Source organism: Bifidobacterium sp. M0404 (assembly GCF_016101415.1).
In the GTDB taxonomy this organism is placed as follows: Bacteria; Actinomycetota; Actinomycetes; order Actinomycetales; family Bifidobacteriaceae; genus Bombiscardovia; species Bombiscardovia polysaccharolytica.
Map to the genome: position 1 here is coordinate 456,589 of NZ_JACFQP010000002.1, position 23,973 is coordinate 480,561.

General features: G+C 60.1%; 16 protein-coding genes and 1 CRISPR repeat array (1 of these 17 only partly in view). Of the genes, 15 read left to right on the top strand and 1 reads right to left on the bottom strand.

The annotated features are described in order from the left end of the window. Positions 1-3,278: direct repeats of the CRISPR family, unit length 32 nt; unit sequence GTCGCTCCCTTCACGGGAGCGCGGATTGAAAT; it begins 3,458 nt to the left of the window's first position. A gap of 464 nt (positions 3,279-3,742) precedes the next feature. From H3T93_RS06060 to mtnN, 15 genes are all read left to right on the top strand, one after another. Beyond that, positions 3,743-4,459: a hypothetical protein gene (locus H3T93_RS06060; protein ID WP_144178386.1), complete on the top strand. Its 717-nt coding sequence runs from the start codon at positions 3,743-3,745 to the stop codon at positions 4,457-4,459. Between the two features lie 165 nt (positions 4,460-4,624). After that, on the top strand, positions 4,625-4,894 hold the full coding sequence (gene rpsO / locus H3T93_RS06065) for a 30S ribosomal protein S15 (protein ID WP_024626835.1): 270 nt from the start codon (positions 4,625-4,627) through the stop codon (positions 4,892-4,894). Positions 4,895-5,144: 250 nt separating this feature from the next. Next, the gene (locus H3T93_RS06070; protein WP_144178387.1) at positions 5,145-7,925 is read left to right on the top strand and encodes a polyribonucleotide nucleotidyltransferase; all 2,781 of its coding nucleotides are present in this window, start codon (positions 5,145-5,147) and stop codon (positions 7,923-7,925) included. A gap of 108 nt (positions 7,926-8,033) precedes the next feature. Further along, positions 8,034-8,618, top strand: a complete 585-nt coding sequence (locus H3T93_RS06075) for a LemA family protein (RefSeq protein ID WP_144178388.1) — start codon at positions 8,034-8,036, stop codon at positions 8,616-8,618. Further along, complete coding sequence (locus H3T93_RS06080; protein ID WP_186363985.1) at positions 8,615-10,867, top strand: DUF2207 domain-containing protein; 2,253 nt, start codon at positions 8,615-8,617, stop codon at positions 10,865-10,867. Before H3T93_RS06075 ends, H3T93_RS06080 begins: the two co-directional genes overlap by 4 nt. 78 nt (positions 10,868-10,945) lie before the next feature. Beyond that, positions 10,946-11,827 (top strand): aldo/keto reductase, encoded by an 882-nt coding sequence (locus tag H3T93_RS06085; RefSeq protein WP_144178391.1) that lies wholly within the window; start codon positions 10,946-10,948, stop codon positions 11,825-11,827. Further along, a complete protein-coding gene (locus H3T93_RS06090; RefSeq protein ID WP_144178392.1) occupies positions 11,824-12,804 on the top strand; it encodes a polyphenol oxidase family protein in 981 nt (326 codons plus the stop codon). Before H3T93_RS06085 ends, H3T93_RS06090 begins: the two co-directional genes overlap by 4 nt. Before the next feature lie 120 nt (positions 12,805-12,924). Continuing rightward, complete coding sequence (locus H3T93_RS06095) at positions 12,925-13,716, top strand: IspD/TarI family cytidylyltransferase (protein WP_046323343.1); 792 nt, start codon at positions 12,925-12,927, stop codon at positions 13,714-13,716. Between the two features lie 22 nt (positions 13,717-13,738). After that, the gene (locus tag H3T93_RS06100) at positions 13,739-14,458 is read left to right on the top strand and encodes a pyroglutamyl-peptidase I (RefSeq protein ID WP_144178393.1); all 720 of its coding nucleotides are present in this window, start codon (positions 13,739-13,741) and stop codon (positions 14,456-14,458) included. Between the two features lie 144 nt (positions 14,459-14,602). After that, entirely contained in the window at positions 14,603-16,327 is a 1,725-nt protein-coding gene (locus H3T93_RS06105; protein ID WP_046323341.1) for a cell division protein, read from the top strand. Between the two features lie 313 nt (positions 16,328-16,640). Then, on the top strand, positions 16,641-17,537 hold the full coding sequence (locus tag H3T93_RS09140) for a CPBP family intramembrane glutamic endopeptidase (protein WP_052733376.1): 897 nt from the start codon (positions 16,641-16,643) through the stop codon (positions 17,535-17,537). A 112-nt stretch (positions 17,538-17,649) separates the two neighbouring features. Beyond that, positions 17,650-19,014, top strand: coding sequence for a C1 family peptidase (locus tag H3T93_RS06115; protein WP_144178394.1), 1,365 nt, complete (start codon positions 17,650-17,652; stop codon positions 19,012-19,014). Positions 19,015-19,169: 155 nt separating this feature from the next. After that, on the top strand, positions 19,170-20,315 hold the full coding sequence (locus tag H3T93_RS06120) for a 3-deoxy-7-phosphoheptulonate synthase (RefSeq protein ID WP_144178396.1): 1,146 nt from the start codon (positions 19,170-19,172) through the stop codon (positions 20,313-20,315). Next, positions 20,312-21,532 (top strand): 3-deoxy-7-phosphoheptulonate synthase, encoded by a 1,221-nt coding sequence (locus H3T93_RS06125; RefSeq protein ID WP_121913631.1) that lies wholly within the window; start codon positions 20,312-20,314, stop codon positions 21,530-21,532. Before H3T93_RS06120 ends, H3T93_RS06125 begins: the two co-directional genes overlap by 4 nt. 65 nt (positions 21,533-21,597) lie before the next feature. Continuing rightward, the gene (mtnN, locus tag H3T93_RS06130) at positions 21,598-22,332 is read left to right on the top strand and encodes a 5'-methylthioadenosine/S-adenosylhomocysteine nucleosidase (RefSeq protein WP_144178398.1); all 735 of its coding nucleotides are present in this window, start codon (positions 21,598-21,600) and stop codon (positions 22,330-22,332) included. Positions 22,333-22,396: 64 nt separating this feature from the next. Here the strand turns inward: mtnN and H3T93_RS06135 are convergent, their stop codons facing one another. Continuing rightward, positions 22,397-23,773, bottom strand: a complete 1,377-nt coding sequence (locus H3T93_RS06135) for a substrate-binding domain-containing protein (protein ID WP_144178400.1) — start codon at positions 23,771-23,773, stop codon at positions 22,397-22,399. Positions 23,774-23,973: the final 200 nt, after the last annotated feature.

Below are 23,973 nucleotides of genomic sequence, written 5' to 3' on the forward strand. Positions count from 1 at the left end.
CCCTTCACGGGAGCGCGGATTGAAATCAAGGGCCATAAGCCCTCCATGCCGTCCGGCTTGTCGCTCCCTTCACGGGAGCGCGGATTGAAATAGCATGTCGTAAATCTCGATACCGAAATCAATCGTCGCTCCCTTCACGGGAGCGCGGATTGAAATCGATGGATCCCATGGTATCAACTGGATCTTTAGGCACGTCGCTCCCTTCACGGGAGCGCGGATTGAAATCCGTTGAATCTGCTCCACGTTATCCAGCTGCCCGGTCGCTCCCTTCACGGGAGCGCGGATTGAAATTATCACTAATCTGGGAATTGTCAAACGCCATTAGGTCGCTCCCTTCACGGGAGCGCGGATTGAAATCTCCCGTCCCTCCGCATACACGCTCATGCGGAGGGTGTCGCTCCCTTCACGGGAGCGCGGATTGAAATCGATACCATGGTGAACACCACGCCAAGCGTGGATGGTCGCTCCCTTCACGGGAGCGCGGATTGAAATTTGGCCGTGGCCTTAGTGGTCTCGGTCCGTGGTGTCGCTCCCTTCACGGGAGCGCGGATTGAAATTGCTGTCAACTCGCCGTCCGGATCATCGTTGGCATGTCGCTCCCTTCACGGGAGCGCGGATTGAAATCAGCATGATTGTGGCGGATTCGAGGTCGTCGCCGGTCGCTCCCTTCACGGGAGCGCGGATTGAAATGTTTTGACCAACATTGGCAAAAAACCCGCCTTCGAGTCGCTCCCTTCACGGGAGCGCGGATTGAAATCAGTGCAGGAGCCACCCGGCATGCCTGACCAGGCGTCGCTCCCTTCACGGGAGCGCGGATTGAAATATTGTTTGATCTTCAATGCGACTCTGAACACTGGCGTCGCTCCCTTCACGGGAGCGCGGATTGAAATGTTCAGATGGATGGAATCAGTGTCCGAATACATGTCGCTCCCTTCACGGGAGCGCGGATTGAAATTGGTTTGAATTGTAGCCGACCGTGGCGTCCAACGTGTCGCTCCCTTCACGGGAGCGCGGATTGAAATAAACGCGTCCTCCGCAGGACGGGCACGGAGCGCGTGTCGCTCCCTTCACGGGAGCGCGGATTGAAATGTTGCCTGAGTCAATATCCGGCGATTTATATACTGGTCGCTCCCTTCACGGGAGCGTGGATTGAAATATAAGCTGGTAGATGCTTTGAGGCATGGACATTATGTCGCTCCCTTCACGGGAGCGTGGATTGAAATCGACGCGGGAAGCTATAGCAAATGAAAGAGCGGAGTCGCTCCCTTCACGGGAGCGTGGATTGAAATACAGCCGGTCATGAAACACTGGCCCTTTGCTGTGGTCGCTCCCTTCACGGGAGCGTGGATTGAAATGCATAGGCTTTCCATGGATCGTCATAGCCGACACGTCGCTCCCTTCACGGGAGCGTGGATTGAAATCGAACCGTCACGGTTGTATTTGATGGTCAGGGTCGTCGCTCCCTTCACGGGAGCGTGGATTGAAATTCAGAAAAGGCAGGCAGGAGAGCGGCACCTATTAGTCGCTCCCTTCACGGGAGCGTGGATTGAAATCTACAACCACAGGAACGGCAAATGGCGGCAAATGGTCGCTCCCTTCACGGGAGCGTGGATTGAAATATCACCTCGTATATTCCCATCAGCGGGGATCCTGCCGGTCGCTCCCTTCACGGGAGCGTGGATTGAAATGGGTCCAGCGAGTACATCCCCTCGAGCTGGACCAGTCGCTCCCTTCACGGGAGCGTGGATTGAAATCATTATACAAGGCAGCCGTCACCGATAGTGTACGCGTCGCTCCCTTCACGGGAGCGTGGATTGAAATATGGGGGTGAAATTGACGTCCAAAGTGGTCGGGTGTCGCTCCCTTCACGGGAGCGTGGATTGAAATGGCGCAGGGCCCAGTTTTGGGGGCGGCCCAAGCTTGTCGCTCCCTTCACGGGAGCGTGGATTGAAATCTGTGCCTGTGTGGCCGATGTCGCCATGAAAATCGTCGCTCCCTTCACGGGAGCGTGGATTGAAATCACATCAAGCCGGGTAAATTCCCTTTTATACAGGTCGCTCCCTTCACGGGAGCGTGGATTGAAATATCCACAATCCGTACTTCTCATACTATGGCGTAAGTCGCTCCCTTCACGGGAGCGTGGATTGAAATTGGAATGTCATCCACGGGATCCTGGACAAGGTCTGTCGCTCCCTTCACGGGAGCGTGGATTGAAATGGCAACGTCGACAGCCTGGGCGAAGTGGTCATGCGTCGCTCCCTTCACGGGAGCGTGGATTGAAATCTTCGCGTAGTTTTGCTCCGAGAGCCCTTGCTTTTAGTCGCTCCCTTCACGGGAGCGTGGATTGAAATCCGTTTATCCAGTCAGGCAAGCACATATGGACGGGTCGCTCCCTTCACGGGAGCGTGGATTGAAATTAATAGGCGTTTTGGTCGTAAGTATTGGTTTTTGTGTCGCTCCCTTCAAGGGAGCGTGGATTGAAATATACAATCCGGTAAACACATCTGGACTGCTGAAACGTCGCTCCCTTTACGGGAGCGTGGATTGAAATCAGAACGACGGCACAAGACGATTCGTCATGTGGAGTCGCTCCCTTCACGGGAGCGTGGATTGAAATATAGGACGTGTCAGGGTCGCCTCTACGCGTCGGAGGTCGCTCCCTTCACGGGAGCGTGGATTGAAATACTTGGCAGAACTATGACCTTCGCGACGCTGATGTCGCTCCCTTCACGGGAGCGTGGATTGAAATGGGGAAGACCGTAAATCTGCTCGAAAAGATGGTCGTCGCTCCCTTCACGGGAGCGTGGATTGAAATACGCGAAACCCTTTAACCCCGGAAGATGTCATAACGTCGCTCCCTTCACGGGAGCGTGGATTGAAATCGGCAAGGAGTTCATGCACGATCCAGCCACAGGGGTCGCTCCCTTCACGTGAGCGTGAATTGAAATTCGTTCGGGTCCAGCGTGTAGCTCCCCTGGAGCGTCGCTCCCTTCACGGGAGCGTGGATTGAAATACCTGGTGTTGCGCCTGGTAGGCCCGATACATCTTGTCGCTCCCTTCACGGGAGCGTGGATTAAAATATCAGATTCCATTTGGATCACCACCATATGCGTAGTCGCTCCCTTCACGGGAGCGTGGATTGAAATGCCAGCTTGCTGTCTACGATCATTGCCGCACCTGGTCGCTCCCTTCATGGGAGCGTGGATTGAAATGATTATGCTCAATCACAAGACGACGATATGGCACGTCGCTCCCTTCACGGGAGCGTGGATTGAAATATCAATGCAAAGGCAAAGATTTCACCATCTATGGGTCGCGTCCTTCACGAGGAGTGTGGATTGAAATGCCCAGTCTTGCGCCCGCCAAGGCAATGAGAACGGACGTTCTCTTCGTGGGAGTGTGGATTGGGAATACCGCTACGAACGGCTCTCTGCTTGCGGCAAATGCATTGCCTCCTACGTGGATTACCTCCTATGTGGAAGCCTAAAAACGGAAAACTAATCGCTCTACTTTGAATTAACCAGACAGCACTGCCTCTTAGCTGGAATATGTATTAAATCAGTTCTTCCCTCAGAACTCTTTTATAAATTCTGCTCCTCAAAAACATAAGTATGAGTTGCTGCTTTGGTATAGTACCGATCATTTTCATGCCATTCTCTCATTCCTAGGCGCGGGTGTGCCGCCCGGTATAAGCTTGTATGCGGTGTGTCCACGAGTAGCGGACTTGGAGGTGTGGTCGCCGATGGAGCAATTCGACGATGCAGGTGGCGCGGAATCTGGCAGAAGCGCTTCAGCCGGTTCTGCATCTGTGCCATCGCACCTGGATGACGCGACTGCTGTGAACAAGGTTTCGGCCCACCCTGAAGCGACTATTCCGGATTCGGAATATTCTCTGGCTGAGATTGAGCAGCGCCGTGCCCGACCGGTCCGTTGGGTCGTCTTCGCGCTGGCGGTCCTCTTGGCCATCGTCATTCCATACGGATACGGGCGCTCGCTGGCCATCAACCACACCCAGGGTGTGCTCCACTATGCCTCGGTCCTGGATCCGCGCGGCATAGCCCTGATTGCCTGGACGGTGACCGTGCTGACCTTTATGGGCATCGGCATGTCCATCATCGAATCGTCCTCCTGGTTCTGGCGGGTGGTCTTCGTGCTGAGCCTGGCCGCCGAGCAGCTGATCGCCGGCCTCTGCCTGCTCAAGATGAACTTCTGGTACAGCACCTTCGTGGTCTACCAGCATCAGGCCATCCTGGCCAACGCGGCCAATCTGGGCATCATCGCCGCTGGCCTGGGCGTGGCGGTCTTTGCGGTCGTCTTCGTAGCCATACTGGTCTGTGTGCGCAAGGATTCCCCCTGGAACACGCTGACCCACAGCTGGTCCGCTCTCTCCTTATTCTTCATCATCGAGCTGGCGGCCATCGCCATCGTCCTCTTCGGAGGCTTGATCACCGCGGCCTGACCTCATCACCGAGTCCGTCGGGGATGAATCCATTCCTCCTTCCATTTCCGCCTCCGGTCCCATCGCTGTGTATAATGGATTTTTGGCGTGTTTCGCCCGCGGATCGAGAGCGCTTCAGCATAGGGCTGGTGCACCGCGTAACGGAAGAATGCAAGAGGAGGAGCCGTGGCTCTTACGAGTGAGCAGAAGCAGGCAATCGTCAAGGAATACGCGACCCACGAGGGCGATACCGGTTCCCCCGAGGTCCAGGTGGCTCTGCTGAGCAAGCGAATCTCCGACCTGACAGAGCACCTCAAGCAGCATCAGCACGATCATCATTCACGTCGCGGTCTGCTGCTCATGGTCGGTCATCGTCGTCGGTTGCTGGATTACCTCAAGAAGGTGGATATCAACCGCTACCGTTCCCTGGTGGAGCGTCTTGGACTGCGCCACTGACATGCATGCTTTCGCCCGGGCCTAGCGCTCGGGCGCTTTTGCATGACTGAACCAGGCACCGTCGATCCCGGGATGGGGTTGCAGAAGATGGTGCCGAATTGAAATATAAGGCTGGTCCGCAAGGAATGAAAATAGCCGGACATGGGGTTCGGCAGGACCAGACCGAAGTACAAGGATCTCCGGCAGTTAAGCGACGCCGAGCATCCTGACATCAGGTAGTAAACAAGCAGTAAACAAAAGGAGGAACCCTATGGAGGGTCCCGAAATCACGGCTGTAGAAGCCACGATCGATAACGGATCATATGGCAAGCGCACGTTGCGCTTCGAGACGGGTCGTCTCGCCCAGCAGGCGGATGGGGCAGTAGCCGCCTATCTTGATGACGATTCCATGGTGCTGTCCACCACCACCGCGGGGTCCAGCCCCAAGGAGAACTACGATTTCTTCCCGCTGACCGTCGATGTGGAAGAGAAGATGTATGCCGCGGGCAAGATTCCCGGCTCCTTCTTCCGTCGCGAGGGTCGGCCCTCAAACGAGGCTATCCTGGCCTGCCGGCTGATTGATCGCCCCCTGCGCCCCCTCTTCCCGCACACCCTGCGCAACGAGGTCCAGGTCGTGGAGACCATCCTGGCTGTCAACCCCGAGGATGCCTACGACGTGCTGGCCCTGAACGCCGCCTCTGCCTCCACCCTGATCTCAGGTCTGCCCTTCGAGGGTCCGGTCTCGGGTCTGCGCCTGGCCCTGATCGATGGCCAGTGGGTGGCCTTCCCGCGCTGGAGCGAGCGCGAGCGCGCCGTCTTCGAGCTGGTCGTGGCCGGTCGTGTGGTCGAGGGCGGGGACGTCGCCATCGCCATGATCGAGGCCGGTGCCGGCAAGAACGCCTGGAGCCTGATCTATGACGAGGGCCAGATCAAGCCAGACGAAGAGGTTGTCGCCCAGGGTCTTGAGGCTGCCAAGCCCTTCATCAAGGTTCTGTGCGAGGCCCAGAGTGAGCTCAAGGCCAAGGCCGCCAAGCCCACCAAGGACTTCCAGCTCTTCCCTGAGTACACTGACGAGCTTTATGCTCGCATCGACCAGGTGGCTCATGCCGACCTGGACCAGGCCCTGTCCATCGCAGAGAAGCTGCCCCGCCAGGATCGAATCCATGAGATCAAGGAGAAGGTCCGCGAGGCTTTGGCCGACGAGTTCACCGACATGGACGAGGCCGAGAAGGACAAGGAGCTGGGCAACGCCTTCAAGGAGCTTCAGCGCCAGATTGTCCGCCGCCGCATCCTGACCCAGGACTACCGCATCGATGGCCGTGGCCTGCGCGACATCCGCACCCTGTCCGCCGAGGTGGACGTGGTGCCCCGAGTGCACGGTTCCGCACTCTTCCAGCGTGGCGAGACCCAGGTGCTGGGTGTAACGACCCTGAACATGTTGAAGATGGAGCAGACCATCGACGCCCTGTCCGGCCCCACTACCAAGCGCTACATGCACAACTACGAGATGCCGCCCTATTCGACCGGCGAGACCGGCCGCGTGGGTTCGCCCAAGCGCCGCGAAGTGGGCCATGGCAACCTGGCCGAGCGCGCTCTGATTCCGGTTCTGCCCAGCCGCGAGGAGTTCCCCTACGCCATCCGTCAGGTCTCCGAGGCCATCGGCTCCAACGGGTCCACTTCCATGGGTTCCGTCTGCGCCTCCACCCTGTCCCTGCTGGCTGCCGGCGTGCCCCTGAAGGCCCCCGTGGCGGGCATCGCCATGGGCCTGGTCACGGGCGAGGTCGACGGTCGGCCCACCTACAAGACCCTGACCGACATTCTGGGTGCTGAGGATGCCTTCGGCGACATGGACTTCAAGGTGGCCGGCACCTCCGAGTTCATCACTTCCCTGCAGCTGGACACCAAGCTGGACGGCATCCCCGCCGACATCCTGGCCGCCGCCCTGCAGCAGGCCAAGGAAGCCCGGGCCACCATCCTGGACGTCATCAACGAGTGCATCGACGGGCCCGCCGAGATGAGCCCCTATGCGCCGCGCATCATCACCACTCAGGTTCCGGTCGACAAGATCGGTGAGGTCATCGGCCCCAAGGGCAAGATGATCAACCAGATCCAGGAGGACACCGGCGCCGACGTCTCCATCGAGGACGACGGCACGGTCTACATCGCCTCCGAGGGCGGCGAGGCTGCAGCCAAGGCCAAGGAGGTCATCGACCAGATCGCCAACCCGCACGTGCCCGAGGCGGGGGAGACCTTCAACGGCAAGGTGGTCAAGATCACCAGCTTCGGCGCTTTCGTCAACCTGACACCGGGCACCGACGGACTTCTGCACATCTCGCAGATCCGCAACCTGGCCAACGGCGAGCGCATCGACTCCGTGGAGGACGTCCTCAAGGAGGGCGACACCGTCGAGGTCATCGTCCAGGGCGTGGATGACCGCGGCAAGATCTCCCTAGCTATTCCCGGCTTCGAGGACCAGGAGTCCGCAGGAGGCCGTGATCGCGGAGGCCGCACAGACCGTCGTGACCGTGGCGGTGATCGTCGTGAGCGTAGTGGTCGTGGTGACCGTGATCATCGTGATCGCCGCAGCCGTTCCTCCGAGCGTGATGACCGGTATGAGGCTCCGCGTCGCTCTCGTTCAGAGCATGATGATCGCTACTACGACGACGAGGACCAGGAGGACCGCCCCCGGCACCGTCGTCAGAGCCGCGACCGCGACTATGAGGACGGCGGAGACTGGTTCGAGGACGAGGACCGTGGCTCCCGTCGCGATCGTCGTCGGGTCTCCCGCGACGATGACGAGGATCGTGGCGGCCGGGGTCGTGGCGAGCGTCGCGGCCGTGGTAGCCGTGCTGAGCGTGATGACCGCGGTGACCGTGGCGGCCGTCATGAGCGTCGCTCTTCCGGACGTGGCGGCTATCGTGGTCGCAGGGAGAACCCGCGCTATGCGGCCGACGAGCACTACGACGAGTACCGGGCCGACCGGGAGGAGCGTTCCGAGCGTCCCCGTCGCCGGGTGCGCAGGGACTTCGACCCCTTCGACAGTGAAGACTGATTCCCGCTGATGCCGGATGTTGATTGATTCGGTGTCTTCCGACAGGACCCCGTTCTAACGGGCGGGGTCCTGTTTTGTCTGCAGACCCTTCCGTGAGAGAATTGGAACATGTCCGTATCACTGATCGTGCTTATCGTCATTGTCCTGCTGGTCGTGTTGCTGGTCATCTGGTGCATCGGGGCTTACAACGGTTTGGTCAATCTGCGCAACCGAGTAGCCAATGGCTGGGCCCAGATTGACGTCCAGCTCAAGCAGCGTGCCGACCTGGTGCCCAATCTGGTCCAGACGGTCAAGGGCTACGCTTCACACGAGTCCTCCGTCCTGGAGGAGGTGACCAAGGCCCGCGCCGACGTGGCTCAGGCCCAGACAACTGGCGGAGACCAGATGCAGGCCCGTGCCGATGCCGAGCAGAGACTGGGTCAATCCCTGGTCACTCTGATGGCTCGGGCGGAGGCCTACCCTGAGCTCAAGGCCAACCAGAACTTCCTGGACTTGCAGCGTCAGCTCAAGGACCTGGAGGACAAGATCGCCTACGCCAGGCAGTTCTACAATGATGTGGTCCAGAAGTTCAACACCCGCATCGAGACGGTCCCCTCAAACATCATCGCATCCCTCTTCCACTTCCGTCAGGCCCAGTACTTCCAGGCCGACGAGGGCAGCCGCCAGGCGCCCGTTGTGGACTTCGGACAGTGAACGCACCAGCGGCCTCCTCTGGGAAACCGGTCTCAGGCCATCCCTCTTGGAGCACTTCCCGCTTTTTCCGAGCCTTGGCACTGGCTTTGGTGGCAGCCTTGGTGACGTGCATAGTCGCTGCTCTGCTTATCTTCAACAAGAATTGGCCGGACCTGGTATACGATTCAGTGGACTATGATGTCCAGGTCCTGGATAACGGCGATTTGCGCATCAGTCAGGACCTGACCGTAACCATGAACTCCCGTGAGGACGGCAACGGCGACAAACGTCCCTGGAGGGAGCTCTACCAGCGTTATCAGATCAAGCCTGACCGGCTGACGGGCATCAGTGACATAAGCGTGCGCGACCTGACCAATGGCTCTACATATAGGCAAGCCGATCCGCCGACGGATCCTGATAACCTCGATCAGGTTCCCGACTGGGATAAGACCATGGCTGGCACCTGGTATATGGGCACAGTTTCGGACTCAGGATTGGAATCCTACAAGCCGGGCGACTCGGACCAAGGATCCGCCTGCGGCGCCCAGGGGGACCGGTGTCAGGTGGAGCTGGGTTGGAACATTCCGCAGGTTGCCGAGGATTCAGGTCGGCGCTTCCGCATCGACATGACCTTCCACGGTGTCACTACTGCCCATCCCGATGTGGCTGAATTCCAATGGGAGCCCGTGGGCGACACCAACCAGATTTCCGTCGAGCATATGAGCGCTGATGTCAGGCTTCCCAAGCTTATAGGAACAGAGAAGGACAAGGATGCCAAGGCCTGGCTCCATTTCGCTGGCAAGGGTTCCTACCAGGTGGGCGATGACAGCCGTATCCACTTTTCAGCTGACCGGATCGGGCCAGGTCAGCATCTGGATTTGGTGGCTCTCTTCGATGCGAAGAGGGTTTCCTCGGTGGTCAGGACCGACTCTCAACCGGCGCGTGATCGCATCATCAAGCAGGAGCGCCAGCAGTATGAGCACTGGCACGCCGAGCAGACCAGACGGGCGCGGATCGGACTGTTGGCTGGTGTACTGACCGTCTTAGCTGCTATCGCGCTGATTGTAGTGATGCTCTGGCAGGCCTTCCGCACCTATGGAGACTCCCAGTACCGAGGCGATATTATCTACTATCGTCAGCCTCCTGATCTGTCACCGGCCGTGGCCGCTGTTATCAACGATTTGATGCTGACCCGAGAATCCCCTATTGGCAGGCAATTGTCAGCCACCATTCTCTCCCTGACCTCCAAGCGGGCCATCGCTCTGATTCCGGTCAAGTATGAGGACCGGGCGAATTCCGGCGGAGGTTCCCTGACTAAGGTGATGCGTTCGCTGCTCCACAAAGGCAAACGACAGTCCATGGAGGTGGTCATTAATCCGGTCTGCAGTCAGGATCGAGCCTCCCTGGCCCTGTCCTTAAGCGAGGAAGCCTGCCTGACCATGCTGGAAGGTGCTTCCGCTCTGATGGGCTCCAAGGATGAACGTTTCGACCTGTACGAGATGATTGCTCTCTTCTCCAGCACCGAAGCTAATCATGGCAAGGTCTATCTGGAGGCTTTCGACAAGGCCGTCAAGTATGAGACCAACAATGCTGACCTGCGTGCCTATCGTCATGGTATAGAGATCTTGCCCTTCCTGGCCGTGCTCTTGGCCGCTTTCATCCTGCTGGCTGGATTCCTGCCGGGCACCGTGCTGGTACGTGCGCCATTGGCCGTGTTTCTGGTGGCTGTTGCAGCATTCTCCATTCGTTATGGTAGTTGGCAAGTGCTCAGCAGGAATGGACAGCTCATGGCTGGTCAGGTGTCAGGGCTTCGGCGCTATCTGCTGGACTTCAGCGATTTTAGCCACCGGGGCGTGGAGGATCTGGTGCTCTGGGACCGATACCTGGTTTACGCCGCGGCCTTCGGTATAAGTGATCGGGTTGTCGCTCAGCTGGCACAGGCCAGCCCTGAACTGACCGACTTCGACTGGCTGAATAATAATGCGCGCGGGAGCCTGCTCTACTGTACCTTCCTGCCTTACAGCCAGAATGTTCCGGTGGCTTCCTCCGTGAGTGGCCCTGAAGCACTGGCTGCAAATTCAATGTTTGGCCAAGGCGGGGTGGTTGATCTGGGTACTCAGTTGACCCAGGGACTCGAACAGATCGGCGGCCTGATCGGCCAGGCCAGCGGCAACAGTTCCGGCAGTGGTATTGGTGGGTTTGGCTCCGGTGGTGGTTCCTTCGGTGGCTCCGGTGGCGGCTCCGGTGGTGGTTCCTTCGGCGGTCGTTGATACTGGGCCACAAGCTAAGCTCGATAGGAAGCCGGCGGCATTGAAGCTGGCATCAATCTACAAGACGGGAGTACATGTATGACATCGTCGATGCGGGCCTTGGGGCCCTTTACTACGACAGCGGTCGGACTGGGTTGCATGGGATTGTCCATCGAGGGCAAGCCTGACCAGGCAACGGCCATCGACGTCATCCATCAGGCTTTGGATGCCGGTTGCCGACATCTGGATACTGCCTGGTCCTACTACGAGTCAGGTGGTCCTGAGCAGACCAATGAACGACTGATTCGCCAGGCTTTGGACTCCTGGAAGGGACCCCGTCAGGATGTGCTGGTGGCCACCAAGGTTGGGCACTACCGCAACTTCACCGATGGTCGGCCAACCTGGGCTGTGGACGGTCGACCGGAGAGCCTGATCCGGCACGCCAAGGAGTCCGCTCAGGCCCTGGGTGTGGACACCATCGATCTGCTCTACATGCACCGGCCTGATCCGCGGGTGCCCTACCAGGAGTCCTTGGAGGCCATGGCCGAGTTGGTCAAACAGGGCGTGGCCCGTACACTGGGCGTCTCCAACGTAGACATTGAGCGGATGGACCTGGCTCGTCAGATTCTGGGCGATGACCTCGTGGCCGTGCAGAACCAGTTCTCGCCCACCTTCATCAGCTCCCGCCAGGAGTTGGACCATGCGGCCGAGCTGGGTCTGGCCTTCGTCTGCTGGAGCCCCTTGGGAGGCTTCCGAGCGCCCAAGGACGAAACCCGTTATGACACCTTCCGTCAGGTGGCCCAGGAGCGCGGTGTCTCCCACCAGCGTGTGGTCCTGGCCTGGGAGCTGTCCCAGAACCGCAACGTCTTCGTGGTTCCCGGGGCCCACAGGGTGGCCACCATTCTGGACTCCCTGCAGGCAGCTGACATGGAGCTGAGCGAAGAGGAGATGGACCGCCTGAATCAGGCGGCGACTGCATGAGCCTCAAGCCCAAACCAAACGAGCAGAACTTTCAGAGCGTTCAGGGAGAAGCCTGGGATCGGGAACGGACCCTGCTGGACAGCAGCCCCCTGTCGTCGCTGGACGATCAGGGTCGGCCAATCCCGGTCACCATTCCCATAGCGCTGGCGCCAGGGATCAAGGTGGTCTACACCACCAGATTGGGCGGGGTTTCCTCGGGCGATTATGCCCAGCTGAATCTGGGCGGCAAGGGAGGCGATGACCCGCAGGCGGTTGCCGCCAACCGTCAGGCTCTGGGTCGCCAGCTGAACCGTCCCATGGTCCTGGTGGATCAGGTTCACTCAGCCCAGGTCTGGGATGCCGACCAAGGTCAGCCCCAGGGGCGTTGCGAGGCCGATGCTCAGGTGACCACCCGTCGCGACCTGGCCTTGGGGATCTTCGCCGCTGATTGTCTTCCCGTGCTTCTGGCCGACCCTCAGGCCGGCGTGATGGGGGCAGCCCACTGCGGCCGTCGGGGTCTGGTGGCTGGAGTCATTCCGTCAACAATCCAGGCCATGGCCGACAAGGGTGCTGACCCGTCCAGGATCGTGGCAACCCTTGGGCCTCGCATCTGCGCGGACTGCTATCAGGTGGGTTCGGACCTGGCCGATGACTTCGAGAAGCGTTTCCCTGGCGCATCTGGACCATGCAGGTTCGGCGGAATCGCCATCGGCATCGCCACTGCTGCCATCATGGAACTGAAAGCGGCAGGAGTGACCAATATCGTAGACTCCGCCCCCCGGATTGGCGCTGCGACCAGTTATCTGCGTCAGGACCCGGACCTGGAAGAGCTGTGCAGCCAGGACAGTGAGGGTCCCTCCCTACCAAAGCGTCTTGAGGATCTGCACCGACCGCTGTGCACCCTGGAGAACCCACTCTGGTATTCCCACCGCCGGGCCTCGCTGGCCAACAAGGCTGGGGAAGGGCGCATGCTGGCCCTTATTCTGGCCGATGACTGAAGCCGTGAGATTGATCGATCCGGTTTCTGGCGGCCGGAGCAGGCCTCGGGTGCAGATGTTCGGTGCAGATAGCGCCGGGTCTGCGCCCTTCCTTGTCCCCGCGTGAGTACCGTTGGGTGTATGAGTGAGAGCAGAGCATCAGCAGCCCCGTCCGAGGCCAGTCAGGATAACGCAGAGCCGGAGGAGCAGATTCAGCCAGTTGTAGCGGTGATTCTTGCGGCTGGGCTGGGCGTTCGGTTTGACGAGAGCAACCCCAAGCAGCTGGTGCAGGTGGGCGGCAAACCCATCATCACCTGGTCAATTGACGCCTTCCAGTCCAATGCCCGCGTCACCGACATTCTGGTCGTGGTCAACGATCGGGTTCGGGAGTCTGTCGAGGCCATCGTGGGCGCTGACACCTACGACAAGGTCCGCATGGTCATCCAGGGCGGCGTCGAGCGCATGGACAGCACCGAGGCGGCCCTGCAGACCCTGGCTGATGCGGAGATTCCCCAGGATGCCAAGCTGCTCATCCACGATGCGGTACGCCCCTTCGTCAGCCAGGAGTCCATCAATGGCTGCATCGATGCCTTGGATACATTCAACGCCGCAACCGTGGCCGTGGCCTCGAGTGACACCATGCTGATGGCCGGCGACTTGGGTGAGCGCAAGGTGGTGCGTCAGGTGCCCGACCGCGACAACATGTTCCGGGCTCAGACCCCGCAGGCTTTCCGTTTCGGTACCCTCCGCAAGGCCTACGACCTGGCCGCTGCGGACCCCGACTTCCATCCCACTGATGACACCAGGGTTGTGGTGGACCACTTGCCTGAGGAGCCGGTGGCCATCGTGGCCGGCAGTGTGACCAACATGAAGATCACCCTGCCCTCGGACGTGCCCATGGCTGAATGGATAGCGGGCTCCCTGGCCGGGTGAAGCCCTGTGTACCATGGGGCACATGGAGCAGATCAAGGTCATCGTCGCCGGATACGACCATTACGAGGGTGTTGACGTCAACCCCTCCAGCCAGGTCTCACAAGCTCTGGCCGAGCATGGAATGGAGGGCATGCGAAAGGTCGGTCCAACCGAGGAAGATCCTCTGGAGGGCGTGGACTTGACTATTTCCTCCGTCATCATGCCCGTCAGCTTCGCCAAAGCCTGGCCCATACTGCATGAGGCCATAGAGCGGGTGCACCCCGATATCATCATCGCCACAGGGCTCAAGCGTCGGGCTCGTGGCATCGCCATGGAGCGTTGCGCCGTCAATCTTAAGGAGGACGACGCGAGCGACCGTGACAACCTAGGTGAGAAGGAGTCCCAGGATGCCGTCCGTCGGACCAGCCGTCTGCCCATCGATCCCAAGGGTCCTGCCGCTTACTGGACCCGTCTGCCGCTGAGGGCCATCCTGCACGACTTTGGCACCTGCGGCATCCCGGCCACACTCAGCTCGGACGCGGGCACCTATGTCTGCAACGCGCTTTTCTACAACCTGCTGGCATGGGCTGCAGGGCACAAGGATGTCCTGGCCGGGTTCGTCAGCCTTCCCCTGGTCAACGAAAGCGGCGGACAGGAGCGCGGCCTGCCCCTGGATCAGCAGATACAGGCTGTGCGCGAGGTGGTCAATGAGACCATTCGCTATTACCGGAGGCCCTCCTCCAGCCCTATTCTGATTGCCTGAGCCCCGTATGTAAGGTCAGTGTGTCGGCAGCTTGTCAGACAGCAAATTTCGGCCTGGCATGGGGTAGAGTCGAGGTAAATCCACCGGACCGAAGACATCTTTGTCACGGGCCGGTATGTCTTGGTGGCGAAGAGGAGTGTTTCCATGGCCGAAGATCAGTTTCCCGTTGTCCTGCGAGGCTATGACAAGGAGCGGGTCGACCAGGCCCTGGCGGCCTCGCGGAGCAATTTGGCCCGGCTGCGTCAGCAGATCAAGGCCGATGACGATCGCATTCTGAAGCTGGAGGCGGAACTCCAGGAGGCCAAGTCCCGCAAGGTCGAGCAGCCTCGCAACTCCTTCGCCTCCCTTGGAGCCAACGCCCAGCAGCTGCTGGCTTCGGCCGAACAGACCAGCACCGAGCTGCTCAACCGCGCCAAGCAGGATGCGGCATCCACCAAGACCTCCGCCCAGGAGAAGGCGACGACCCTGGTCAACGAGGCCCAGCTTGAAGCCAAGCACATCGTGGACGAGGCCAACGCCAAGGCCAAGTCCATCGTCGAGGCCGCCAACGACGAAGCCAGGACCGTCACCACCACCGCCAAGCAGCAGAGCGAACAGAGCAAGTCCGCGGCTGACAAGGTGGTGGCCGAACGTCGCCAGGCCCTGGATCTGGAGCTGCAGAACTCCCGCGAAGAGCATGAGAAGCGGCTGGCCACCAACAAGGCCACCCAGGACAAGGAGCTGTCCGAGCAGAAGGCCAAGGCCGCCAAGGAGATCGCCGACAAGCGACGCAAGAGCGACGAGGAGATCGCCAAGCTCAAGAAGGATGCCAACGATCAGATTCAGAAAGCCCTGGCCGATGCCAACAAGAAGCTGGCCGACGTGCGCGAGCAGGTCTCCAAGAGCCTGAATGACGCCCGCAGGCAAGCTTCTGAGATCACTGACAAGGCCAAGTCGGAAGCCCAGCAGATTGTGGACGATTCCAAGGTCACCAGCGCCGAGACCATGGCCAAGGTCAACGCCGAGGCCGAGCAGGTGCGCTCCGACATCGCCGCCCAGCAGGAGGATGCCACCAAGAAGGTGGGCGAGCTGCTCAAGAGCCTGGAGGAGCGGCGGGTCAAGACCGAGAAGGAGACCCAGGAGCTGATTGAGCAGGCCAAGGCCACCCGCAAGGATGCCGATTCGTTCGCCTCCTTCAAGCGCGAGGAGTCCGAGCGCAAGGCCAGCCAGCTGCTGGAGGAGGCCAAGCAGCGCGCCCAGGCCGAGGTCGAGGCTCAACGCAAGGCCGCACAGGCTGAGCTGGACGGGCTCAAGGACCACATCACCAAGCTGCAGCACCGGGAAGCCACCATTACCTCTCGGGTCGATGAGTTGCGGAACATCTTCTCCAAGTCCTTCGGCAACTTCGACGGCTTCCATGACGAGACTGTGGTCAATGATCAGGACGAGGGGCAGGCACCAAGCGTGCCCGTGGTCAACGCGGTGCCTGCCGCTGATCCATTGCCGACCCCAGCGACGAAGGCTGAAAGCGAGGATAATGGTGTAGGCCAGCCCCTTGCCGACCCCCAGGAAGAAACTCCTCAGGCATCGGACGATTCGGTCGCAGCGAGTCAGCCAGCCGATGATCTGGCAACTGATGACGTGGCAGCTGCTTCAGCCGGCAGTTCCGAAGATGAGACCAGCGCGGCTGTGACTGTCCGATCCTCGGCCAATATGCCGACTCAGGTCCTGCCCTCCCCGGCACCGAGCGTCCTGCCCGATGCATCCGATCAGACCGGTGATGCGCCGGCCCAGGCCAAGGTTGGCCAGGTGGAGAAGGCGGTCACTGACCAGGAGACTACGGTAATTCCGCCGGTCAATGATGGCATGGCTCCGACCGATCGGGACTGATCAGCGAGCGTCACTATTCGCCAGGGCCGGATTGCAGGCATGATCTGCAACCCGGCTTTTTCTTGTCTTGAAGTTGCCTGATCCCATGCCGAAACCGGCATGGGCGTCAATCTCGATCCGGACCCTTGCTCTGGTCTAGAGTCAGTGGTGAAGGGCGCAGGCCATGGGGTCACAGGGTTGGGAGAGCATCATGCAGCAATCAAATCACTCATTATCTGAGTCACCCGCCACAGATTCGACCGAGGCGGATGCTGCGGACAGACGGAGAGGATCGAGCGGATCTCCAGGGCCCTTACGCTCATGGAGCGCCCAGGTGCGCCGGGGAGTGGACCTGCAATCCCTCTACGCCCTGGTGTATCTGGTGGTGGCCAACCTGATCGCAGGGGTTCTGAATCTGCCTTCGGTGGCTGCAGCCTTGGGCATTGCCCGTCAGCCGGGGCTAGGTGATCTGCTGGGCGATCTGGTCATGCTGGTCTTCCTCTTTGGCACCCGCGGCCAGGACCTGCTTGGCCGCGGCTCCAACCCGGTGCGCTACAAGGCTCAGGCCAACCCTGGTCCAGCCGTACTGGTCGGGGCCATCCTGCTGATCATGCTGGCCAGCAGCATCGAGACAGGCTTCACCTGGGTGGTCAACCAGGGCTCCCAGGCGCTGGGGCTGGTTTACCATTCCACCACTTCGCAGATCGCTGCGGGTCAGCATGGGTTCCTGTCGCCACTGGACACGGCTATTCTGGTCCCCGTCGTCGAGGAGTTCCTGCTGCGCGGCGTGGTCATGGGCAGGCTCAGACCCTACGGACGGACCTTCGCCATCGTTACCTCCTCGTTTGTCTTCGCCTGCCTGCACGGGGACATCACCCAGAGTCTGTTCACCTTCCTTTTGGGTCTGGTTCTGGGTTTCATCGCCATGGAATACTCCATCCTCTGGTCCATGGCTTTGCATATCTTCAACAACCTGGTCCTGGCCGACGCCATGATGTGGCTGACCCAGACGGTGCCGGCCCGCACCGGCACGCTGATCAACCAGGGGATGACCCTTCTGGGCCTGGTTGGGGGACTGGTCGTCCTCTGGCTGATTCGGGGACAGCTGGCAGACCGCCTGCGCGCCAACCGCTCACGCCCTGGCACCTATAAGGGCTGGATCTCCCTTGGGCTGGCTGTCCTGGTGGTCCTGGCCGTGGTCAATGCGGCTCAGCGCTTCTCCCTGGCTTGATAGATGTAGCTGTCCACATCCTCCTCCAGACGAACCCACGATGACCGATTCCCGCTATGCTGGATGCAGGGATGCAGATACATCCGCATGAAAGGAAGCAAGGACAGACCGTATGACATCAGCACTGACACCACTGGATCAGACCCGTTTGGAGGGCCTGCGCACCGCCTTCGATGAGCGCGAGGCCAATCACGTCGCCATGAACGCCGTCACCCAGGTAGGCATTGACGAAGTGGCCCACAACTATAATCGCTCCCGCCTGCTGCAGCACCGATTCTCGGTCAGCATCGACAATGGCACGGTCACCTCGCAGGCGCATTCCGGCCGCTGCTGGCTCTTCAGCTCCTTGAACGTGGCCCGATTCGTGGCCCGCAAGGCTCTGAACATTGATGACGAAAGCACCGCCAACCCCATGGGCGACTTCGAGCTGTCCCAGAACTACGCCATGTACTATGACAAGCTTGAGCGCGTCAACTACTTCCTGCGCGACGTAGCGGCTCTGGTGCGTGCCGGCGAGCCCGTCGACTCCCAGCTCATGCGCTTCCTGATGGGCGATGTCATGGGCGATGGCGGCCAGTGGATCATGGCCATGAACATCTATAAGAAGTACGGCGCAGTGCCCAAGCAGTTCTACCCCGAGACCGCCTCCTCCCAGGACACCGGCCAGATGAACGATCAGCTGCGTCGTCTGCTCCACCAGGCCACGGCTCACATGGTGGCCAACCCAGACGGCATCGACGAGATCATCGATAGGACCCTGGAGGCCGGTCATCGTATGCTGACCATTCATCTGGGCACTCCGCCCACCAGCTTCGACTGGGAGTGGACCGACAAGGATGGCATCTTCCACCGGGATGGGCGGATTACCCCGCAGGAGTTCTGGAAGCGCTACGTGAATGCCGGACTTGAGGACTATGTCTGCCTGGTCGACGATCCGCGCCCCGAGCACCCCAAGGGCCGCAAGATCGGCATCGAGCACCTGGGCAACGTGGCTGGCGGCGATCCCACCGAGTATCTGAACGTTCCGGTGGAGGTCATGAAGGACTGCGCACGTCGTCTGATGAGCGAGCAGGGCCTGCCGGTATGGTTCGGCGCCGACTGCCACCCCATGATGGACCGCAAGGCCGGTCAGTGGGCCACAGACCTGTTCGAGTATGGTCGGGTCTACGGAGTGGACTTCGACATGGATAAGGAGCAGCGGGTGCGCTTCGGCGACTCGGCCCAGAACCACGCCATGGCATTCGTGGGTGTGGACGTGGCCGATGACGGCCGGACCACCAACCGCTGGCGGGTGGAGAACTCCTGGGGCGAAGAGATCGCCAACAAGGGCTACTTCACCATGAGCGACGACTGGTTCAGCCAGTATGTCTACGAGGTGGCCGTACCCAAGTCCATGCTGTCTGAGGAGTATCGCCAGGCCTTCGACCAGGATGCCATCATGCTGCCCGCCTGGGACCCCATGGGTGCCTTGGCCTGAGCTACTGCACTAATTCATCCACTTTTATCCATCAAACTGTTCGTCCCCGTGGTCTATAAGGATCGCGGGAACGGACTGTCCACATTGGCCCGGATGTGGGCGGTCATAAGGAATTCGGGCGTAATCGTCGCAGTACGACAGAGAGGAGAGCGACCGTGGCATTCGTCAAGGAACCGGATATCATCCCGGAAGAGGAGCGGCAGTATTTTGCCGATACGGCCGTCTTTCCCGAAACAGTGGATGTCAACATTCGTCAGCTGGACCCAATCCCGGCCCCTAGGGTTTTTCTGCGCTCGCGACCCTTGGATCCGGAGCGGATGAGTCTGGTAAGGGACTCCCGCCAGGCCATTCGCGAAGTTCTGCATGGACGGGATGACAGGCTGCTGGTCATCACCGGCCCTTGTTCCATCCACGACCCGGAGGCTGCTCTGGAGTACGCCCGTCGTCTGTCGGCCGTCAATGAGCGGTTGAAGGATCGGCTGCTGATCGTCATGAGGGTCTACTTCGAGAAGCCCCGGACTACGGTCGGCTGGAAGGGGCTGATCAACGACCCTGACCTGGATGGAACATTCAACATCCGCAAGGGGATTCGTCTGGCCCGCCAGGTGCTTTGGCAGGTCTTGGGCCAGGGGATTCCGGCGGCCACGGAGTGGCTGGACCCCATCACCCCACAATATCTTTCCGACGCGGTCAGCTGGGGGGCCATCGGGGCTCGGAACACGGAGAGCCAGGTCCACAGGGAGTTGGCCAGCGGCATGTCCATGCCCATGGGCTTCAAGAACTCGACCAATGGCAGCATAGAGGCTGCGGTCGATTCCTGCCTGGCTGCGGCATCCGAGCATCACTTCCTGTCCATCAACCTGGACGGCCATGTCATCGCTGCCGAGACCAGGGGCAACCCTGACTGCCACATCATTCTGCGCGGTTCTGGTCATGGTCCCAATTACGATCCGGAATCCGTCCGATCCGCCCTGGAGGCCATACATCAGGCACCATTGGGCCCCGGCGCCTGCCGAGGCCTGATCGTGGATGCAGCCCACGGTAACTGCGGCAAGGACCCCGTACGTGAGGCCCAGGTGGTCGAGGAGCTGGCAGACCGTCTCGCCAAGGGCGAGCAAGGCCTGTCGGGCATCATGATGGAGAGTTTCCTAGAGGGCGGTCACCAGAAACCGGCCCCACTGGATCAGCTGGTCTTCGGCAGGTCCGTCACCGATTCCTGCATCTCCTGGGACAGGACCGAGGAACTGTTGCAGATCCTGGCTGATGCCGTGCAAGCCCGTCGGGAAAGGAAGAAGGCATGAGTCGGATGAAGGATGAGCCACAGGAGCCCCTGCCCCGACCCAGCAAGGCTTACGAGGTTGAACTGGTGCACAAGGCGCTGGCGGCCGGCGTCAATCCATTGCAGTCCGGGAACTTGCCCAGGTGGGAGGACGAGGTAGGCATAGGCCGAATCGTCAACAGGCGGGTCTTTGAGCTTGACCGCCTGCCTTCACCCGCGCAGATGCTGACCCGGTACCCTTTGGATGGACCGGCCAAGGACCTGGTCATCCGCTCCCGGCAGGAGATCGTGGACTGTTTGCATGGACGGGACGACCGGTTGCTGGTCATTGTGGGTCCCTGCTCCATCCACGACCCTGATGCCGCTCTGGACTATGCTCGTCGTCTGTCGGCCGTCAATGAACGGTTAAAGGATCGGCTGCTGATCGTCATGCGGGTCTACTTCGAGAAGCCGCGTACCACGGTCGGTTGGAAGGGCTTGATCAATGACCCCGACCTGGATGGCAGCCACAATATCCAAAAGGGCCTGGTCCTGGCACGGCGGATTCTTCTGGGTGTGCTGGAGACCGGGCTCCCAGCGGCCACGGAATTCCTGGAACCAACATCGCCCCAGTACATCTCTGATGCGGTCAGCTGGGGAGCCATCGGTGCTCGGAACACGGAGAGCCAGGTCCATCGCCAACTGGCCAGCGGCATGTCCATGCCCATCGGCTTCAAGAACGCTACGGACGGCAGCGTGGATGTGGCCATCGACTCCTGCTATGCGGCCTCTCAACGTCACACCTTCTTCGGAATAGACCACGAGGGCCAGGCCGCAGCCGTCGCGACCATGGGCAACCCCGACTGCCATCTGGTTCTTCGCGGCTCCAAGTCCGGCCCCAATTACGATCAGGACTCGGTGCGGGCGGCGCTTGCCGTGCTGCGCCAGCGCATGCCCAAGGACAGCGCAGCTGCCCACGGACTGCTCATCGATGCTTCCCACGGCAATTCTGGCAAGGATGAGCGGCGCCAGATCCAGGTTGTCCATGAGTTGGCCCAGCGAATAGGCGATGGCGAGGAGGGCTTTACCGGGCTGATGATGGAGAGTTTCATACGTGGTGGCAATCAGAAGCCGGCTCCGCTGGACCAACTGGTTTACGGGTGTTCGATCACCGACCGCTGTATCTCATGGCCTGATACTCAGGATCTGCTGGAGGAGCTGGCGGAGGCAGTGGAACGTCGTCGTGGCACGGCTCGTTGACTTGCGGTCTGCAGTAGGCTGATCGGGACGCAGTTGCGGGTGAAATCATGGGTAAGGAGTCAGACATGAGTGAAGCAGGCGATTCCCTGGAGGGTGAAGATCAGCGGCCGGTTGCCGTCATAGGAGCCATGGATGAGGAGGTGGCCCTGATCGGCCAAGGCCTGAAACAGGCGGATCAGGATTCCCGTGCTGGCGATGCTGGGTTAAAGGTCATAAGTGGTACCCTTGATGGATCACACGGCCTGGTTCGGCTGGCTGCCACCGTGGGCGGCATGGGCACCGTCAACATTGCCGCCACCACACAGTATCTGATTGATGCTTTCCATCCCAAGGCCGTCATCTTCTCCGGCATCGCCGGCAACCTGAACAAGGACCTGCACATCAATGACGTGGTTCTTGGAGGCACCCTGCGCTATCTGGATACCGACATGCGATTGGTGGCCCAGTCGGCCCCCGGCACGGAGGAGTTCCACTCAGACCCTCACCTGCTGAATCTGGCTGATCGGACCTTGGATGCCATGGGGATCAAGCATATCGTCGGCACCATTGCGACCGGCAACTACTTTGTGGACAGCCAGGAGAAGATTGCCCAGGTCAAGGAGCAGACCGGGGCCGATGCGGTCGAGATGGAAGGGGCGGCTGTCTGCCATGTGGCGGCCCGTAACAAGGTGCCGGCACTGGTCATCCGCGCTCTGAGCGACAACGCCGACACCGACTACGAGGTTTTCCGGGAGTTTGACATCTCCGAATATGCGGACACGGCCGCCAGGCTGGTGCTGGGCATCGTGCGTGAGCTCTGAGTGCTGACCGCTGCGCTGAAGCCAATCATATGAAGCAAGTAGGATGAACAGCTTTGCACAGTTCTTAAAAGGACCTTTCGTGTTCTTCGTCTAAATCAGCCACTGATCCTCGGTCGATGAGCGTCGGTTCTATGCGGACGTGCTCGATGCGCTGGTCCGGGTTCCGCATCCGTCGCACCTGCAAGCGCAGTGCAGCGGCTGCCAGGTCCTGGGCCGAGGATCGCAGAACCGTTAGGCGCTTGGTGTAACCGTCAATGGTGATCATGGACAGGTCACAGGGAATGTGAAGGCCCCGCCGTTCCAGGGCTTGTACCAGGGCGATAGACAGGTAGTCGGGATGGACCAGGACGGCTGTGGTGTGCGTTTCCAGAATAGTCGTGACGATTTGCTCCACATCCTCGGCCGCATAAGGCTGTTTGTCTTTCAGCAGGAAGGTCTGTTCCAGGCCGTCCCCCTCTGCCATCATCAGCCGCCAGCCTAGCTCGATATCGGCTGCAGTCGGGGTGTGGCCCAGGGCTAACCCCACCCGATGATGGCCGTGCTGACGGAAGTGCAGCAGTCCTCGGCGGACTCCGGCCGGATGGTCGGTATGGACGGAGTCAAAGAAAACGGGCAACCAACGCGGGGGATGCCGCTCCAAAAGAGTGATAGGCAGTCGACATTTGGTCAGCCACTGCCAGGTTGCCGGTCCGATGGCCGGATCGACGCTAGGAGCCACGATCATTCCACGTATCTGCGGATCGGCGGCCAGATCATCCAGGATGTCTACTTCTGGGTAGGTCTCGTAGGAAGTTTCCCCGGATATGACTTGCAATCCATAAGGTTCCGCCGCCATGCGCCTGATGGTTTCCGTAACCGAGGGCCAAATGAAGCTGGGCTCGGGCAGAGCCACTCCGATTCGGCCTGCTTGAACGACAGTTGCTCTATCCTGACCTGCAGCCTCGCCCATAGTGGGGTTCGATGTGCTGCCGCTGGCTTCGTCTTTGCTGATTTTCTTGCGGCTCAATCTTCCATCACCGTTACGTTGGCCAGTTCGATTCGAAGCGTCTCTTCCGGTGACCACGTTGATCGAGGCTGCTTCGGCTTTATTCGAGGAGCCGGATAATCCGGTCAAGGCTACATCAGCGTTGTAAGAAGAAGATGTTGCGAAAGAGCAGGCAGATTGGTCCTGGGAATCCAACGATTTGACGGCCAAAGCGCCACCCCGCACCCTTCTGACCAGACCGGCTTTGGACAGTATATTCAAGTCCCTTCGGATAGTAATATCGGTTGTCCTCATCATTCGAGCCAGGTCGGACACCCTAACCACGTTTTCTCTGAGCAGCATGTTCAGAATCAGCTCTCGTCGCTGTGCAGGTAGCCATCCTGAAACCGGCGGTTCGGGGAACCCTCCTGCCTGGTCCTGCCCGCCGTTCTCAGTCGCTGATTCTGCCTGATTCATGTTTGGCCTCGATGCTTTGCCTTATCAATGATGAAAGCAGTAATGACGGCCGATGCCCCCAGCCTGCCTTATCAGTGTATACCTACTGTTTGGGGCAAAACTAGATGGAAACAGACTGCAACAAACTCTTGAAGTCATTTTCTTACCACTTAGTCTAGTTGTGATCGCCCGAGAACATTCACGAGGCAGGTAAGCCAGCA

Bases quoted from the DNA above. Each gene is read 5' to 3' on its own strand.
- H3T93_RS06060 (WP_144178386.1), top strand. From the start codon at position 3,743: ATGGAGCAATTCGACGATGCAGGTGGCGCGGAATCTGGCAGAAGCGCT.
- H3T93_RS06070 (WP_144178387.1), top strand. From the start codon at position 5,145: ATGGAGGGTCCCGAAATCACGGCTGTAGAAGCCACGATCGATAACGGA.
- H3T93_RS06075 (WP_144178388.1), top strand. From the start codon at position 8,034: ATGTCCGTATCACTGATCGTGCTTATCGTCATTGTCCTGCTGGTCGTG.
- H3T93_RS06085 (WP_144178391.1), top strand. From the start codon at position 10,946: ATGACATCGTCGATGCGGGCCTTGGGGCCCTTTACTACGACAGCGGTC.
- H3T93_RS06090 (WP_144178392.1), top strand. From the start codon at position 11,824: ATGAGCCTCAAGCCCAAACCAAACGAGCAGAACTTTCAGAGCGTTCAG.
- H3T93_RS06095 (WP_046323343.1), top strand. From the start codon at position 12,925: ATGAGTGAGAGCAGAGCATCAGCAGCCCCGTCCGAGGCCAGTCAGGAT.
- H3T93_RS06100 (WP_144178393.1), top strand. From the start codon at position 13,739: ATGGAGCAGATCAAGGTCATCGTCGCCGGATACGACCATTACGAGGGT.
- H3T93_RS06105 (WP_046323341.1), top strand. From the start codon at position 14,603: ATGGCCGAAGATCAGTTTCCCGTTGTCCTGCGAGGCTATGACAAGGAG.
- H3T93_RS06115 (WP_144178394.1), top strand. From the start codon at position 17,650: ATGACATCAGCACTGACACCACTGGATCAGACCCGTTTGGAGGGCCTG.
- H3T93_RS06125 (WP_121913631.1), top strand. From the start codon at position 20,312: ATGAGTCGGATGAAGGATGAGCCACAGGAGCCCCTGCCCCGACCCAGC.
- mtnN (WP_144178398.1), top strand. From the start codon at position 21,598: ATGAGTGAAGCAGGCGATTCCCTGGAGGGTGAAGATCAGCGGCCGGTT.
- H3T93_RS06135 (WP_144178400.1), bottom strand. From the start codon at position 23,773: ATGAATCAGGCAGAATCAGCGACTGAGAACGGCGGGCAGGACCAGGCA.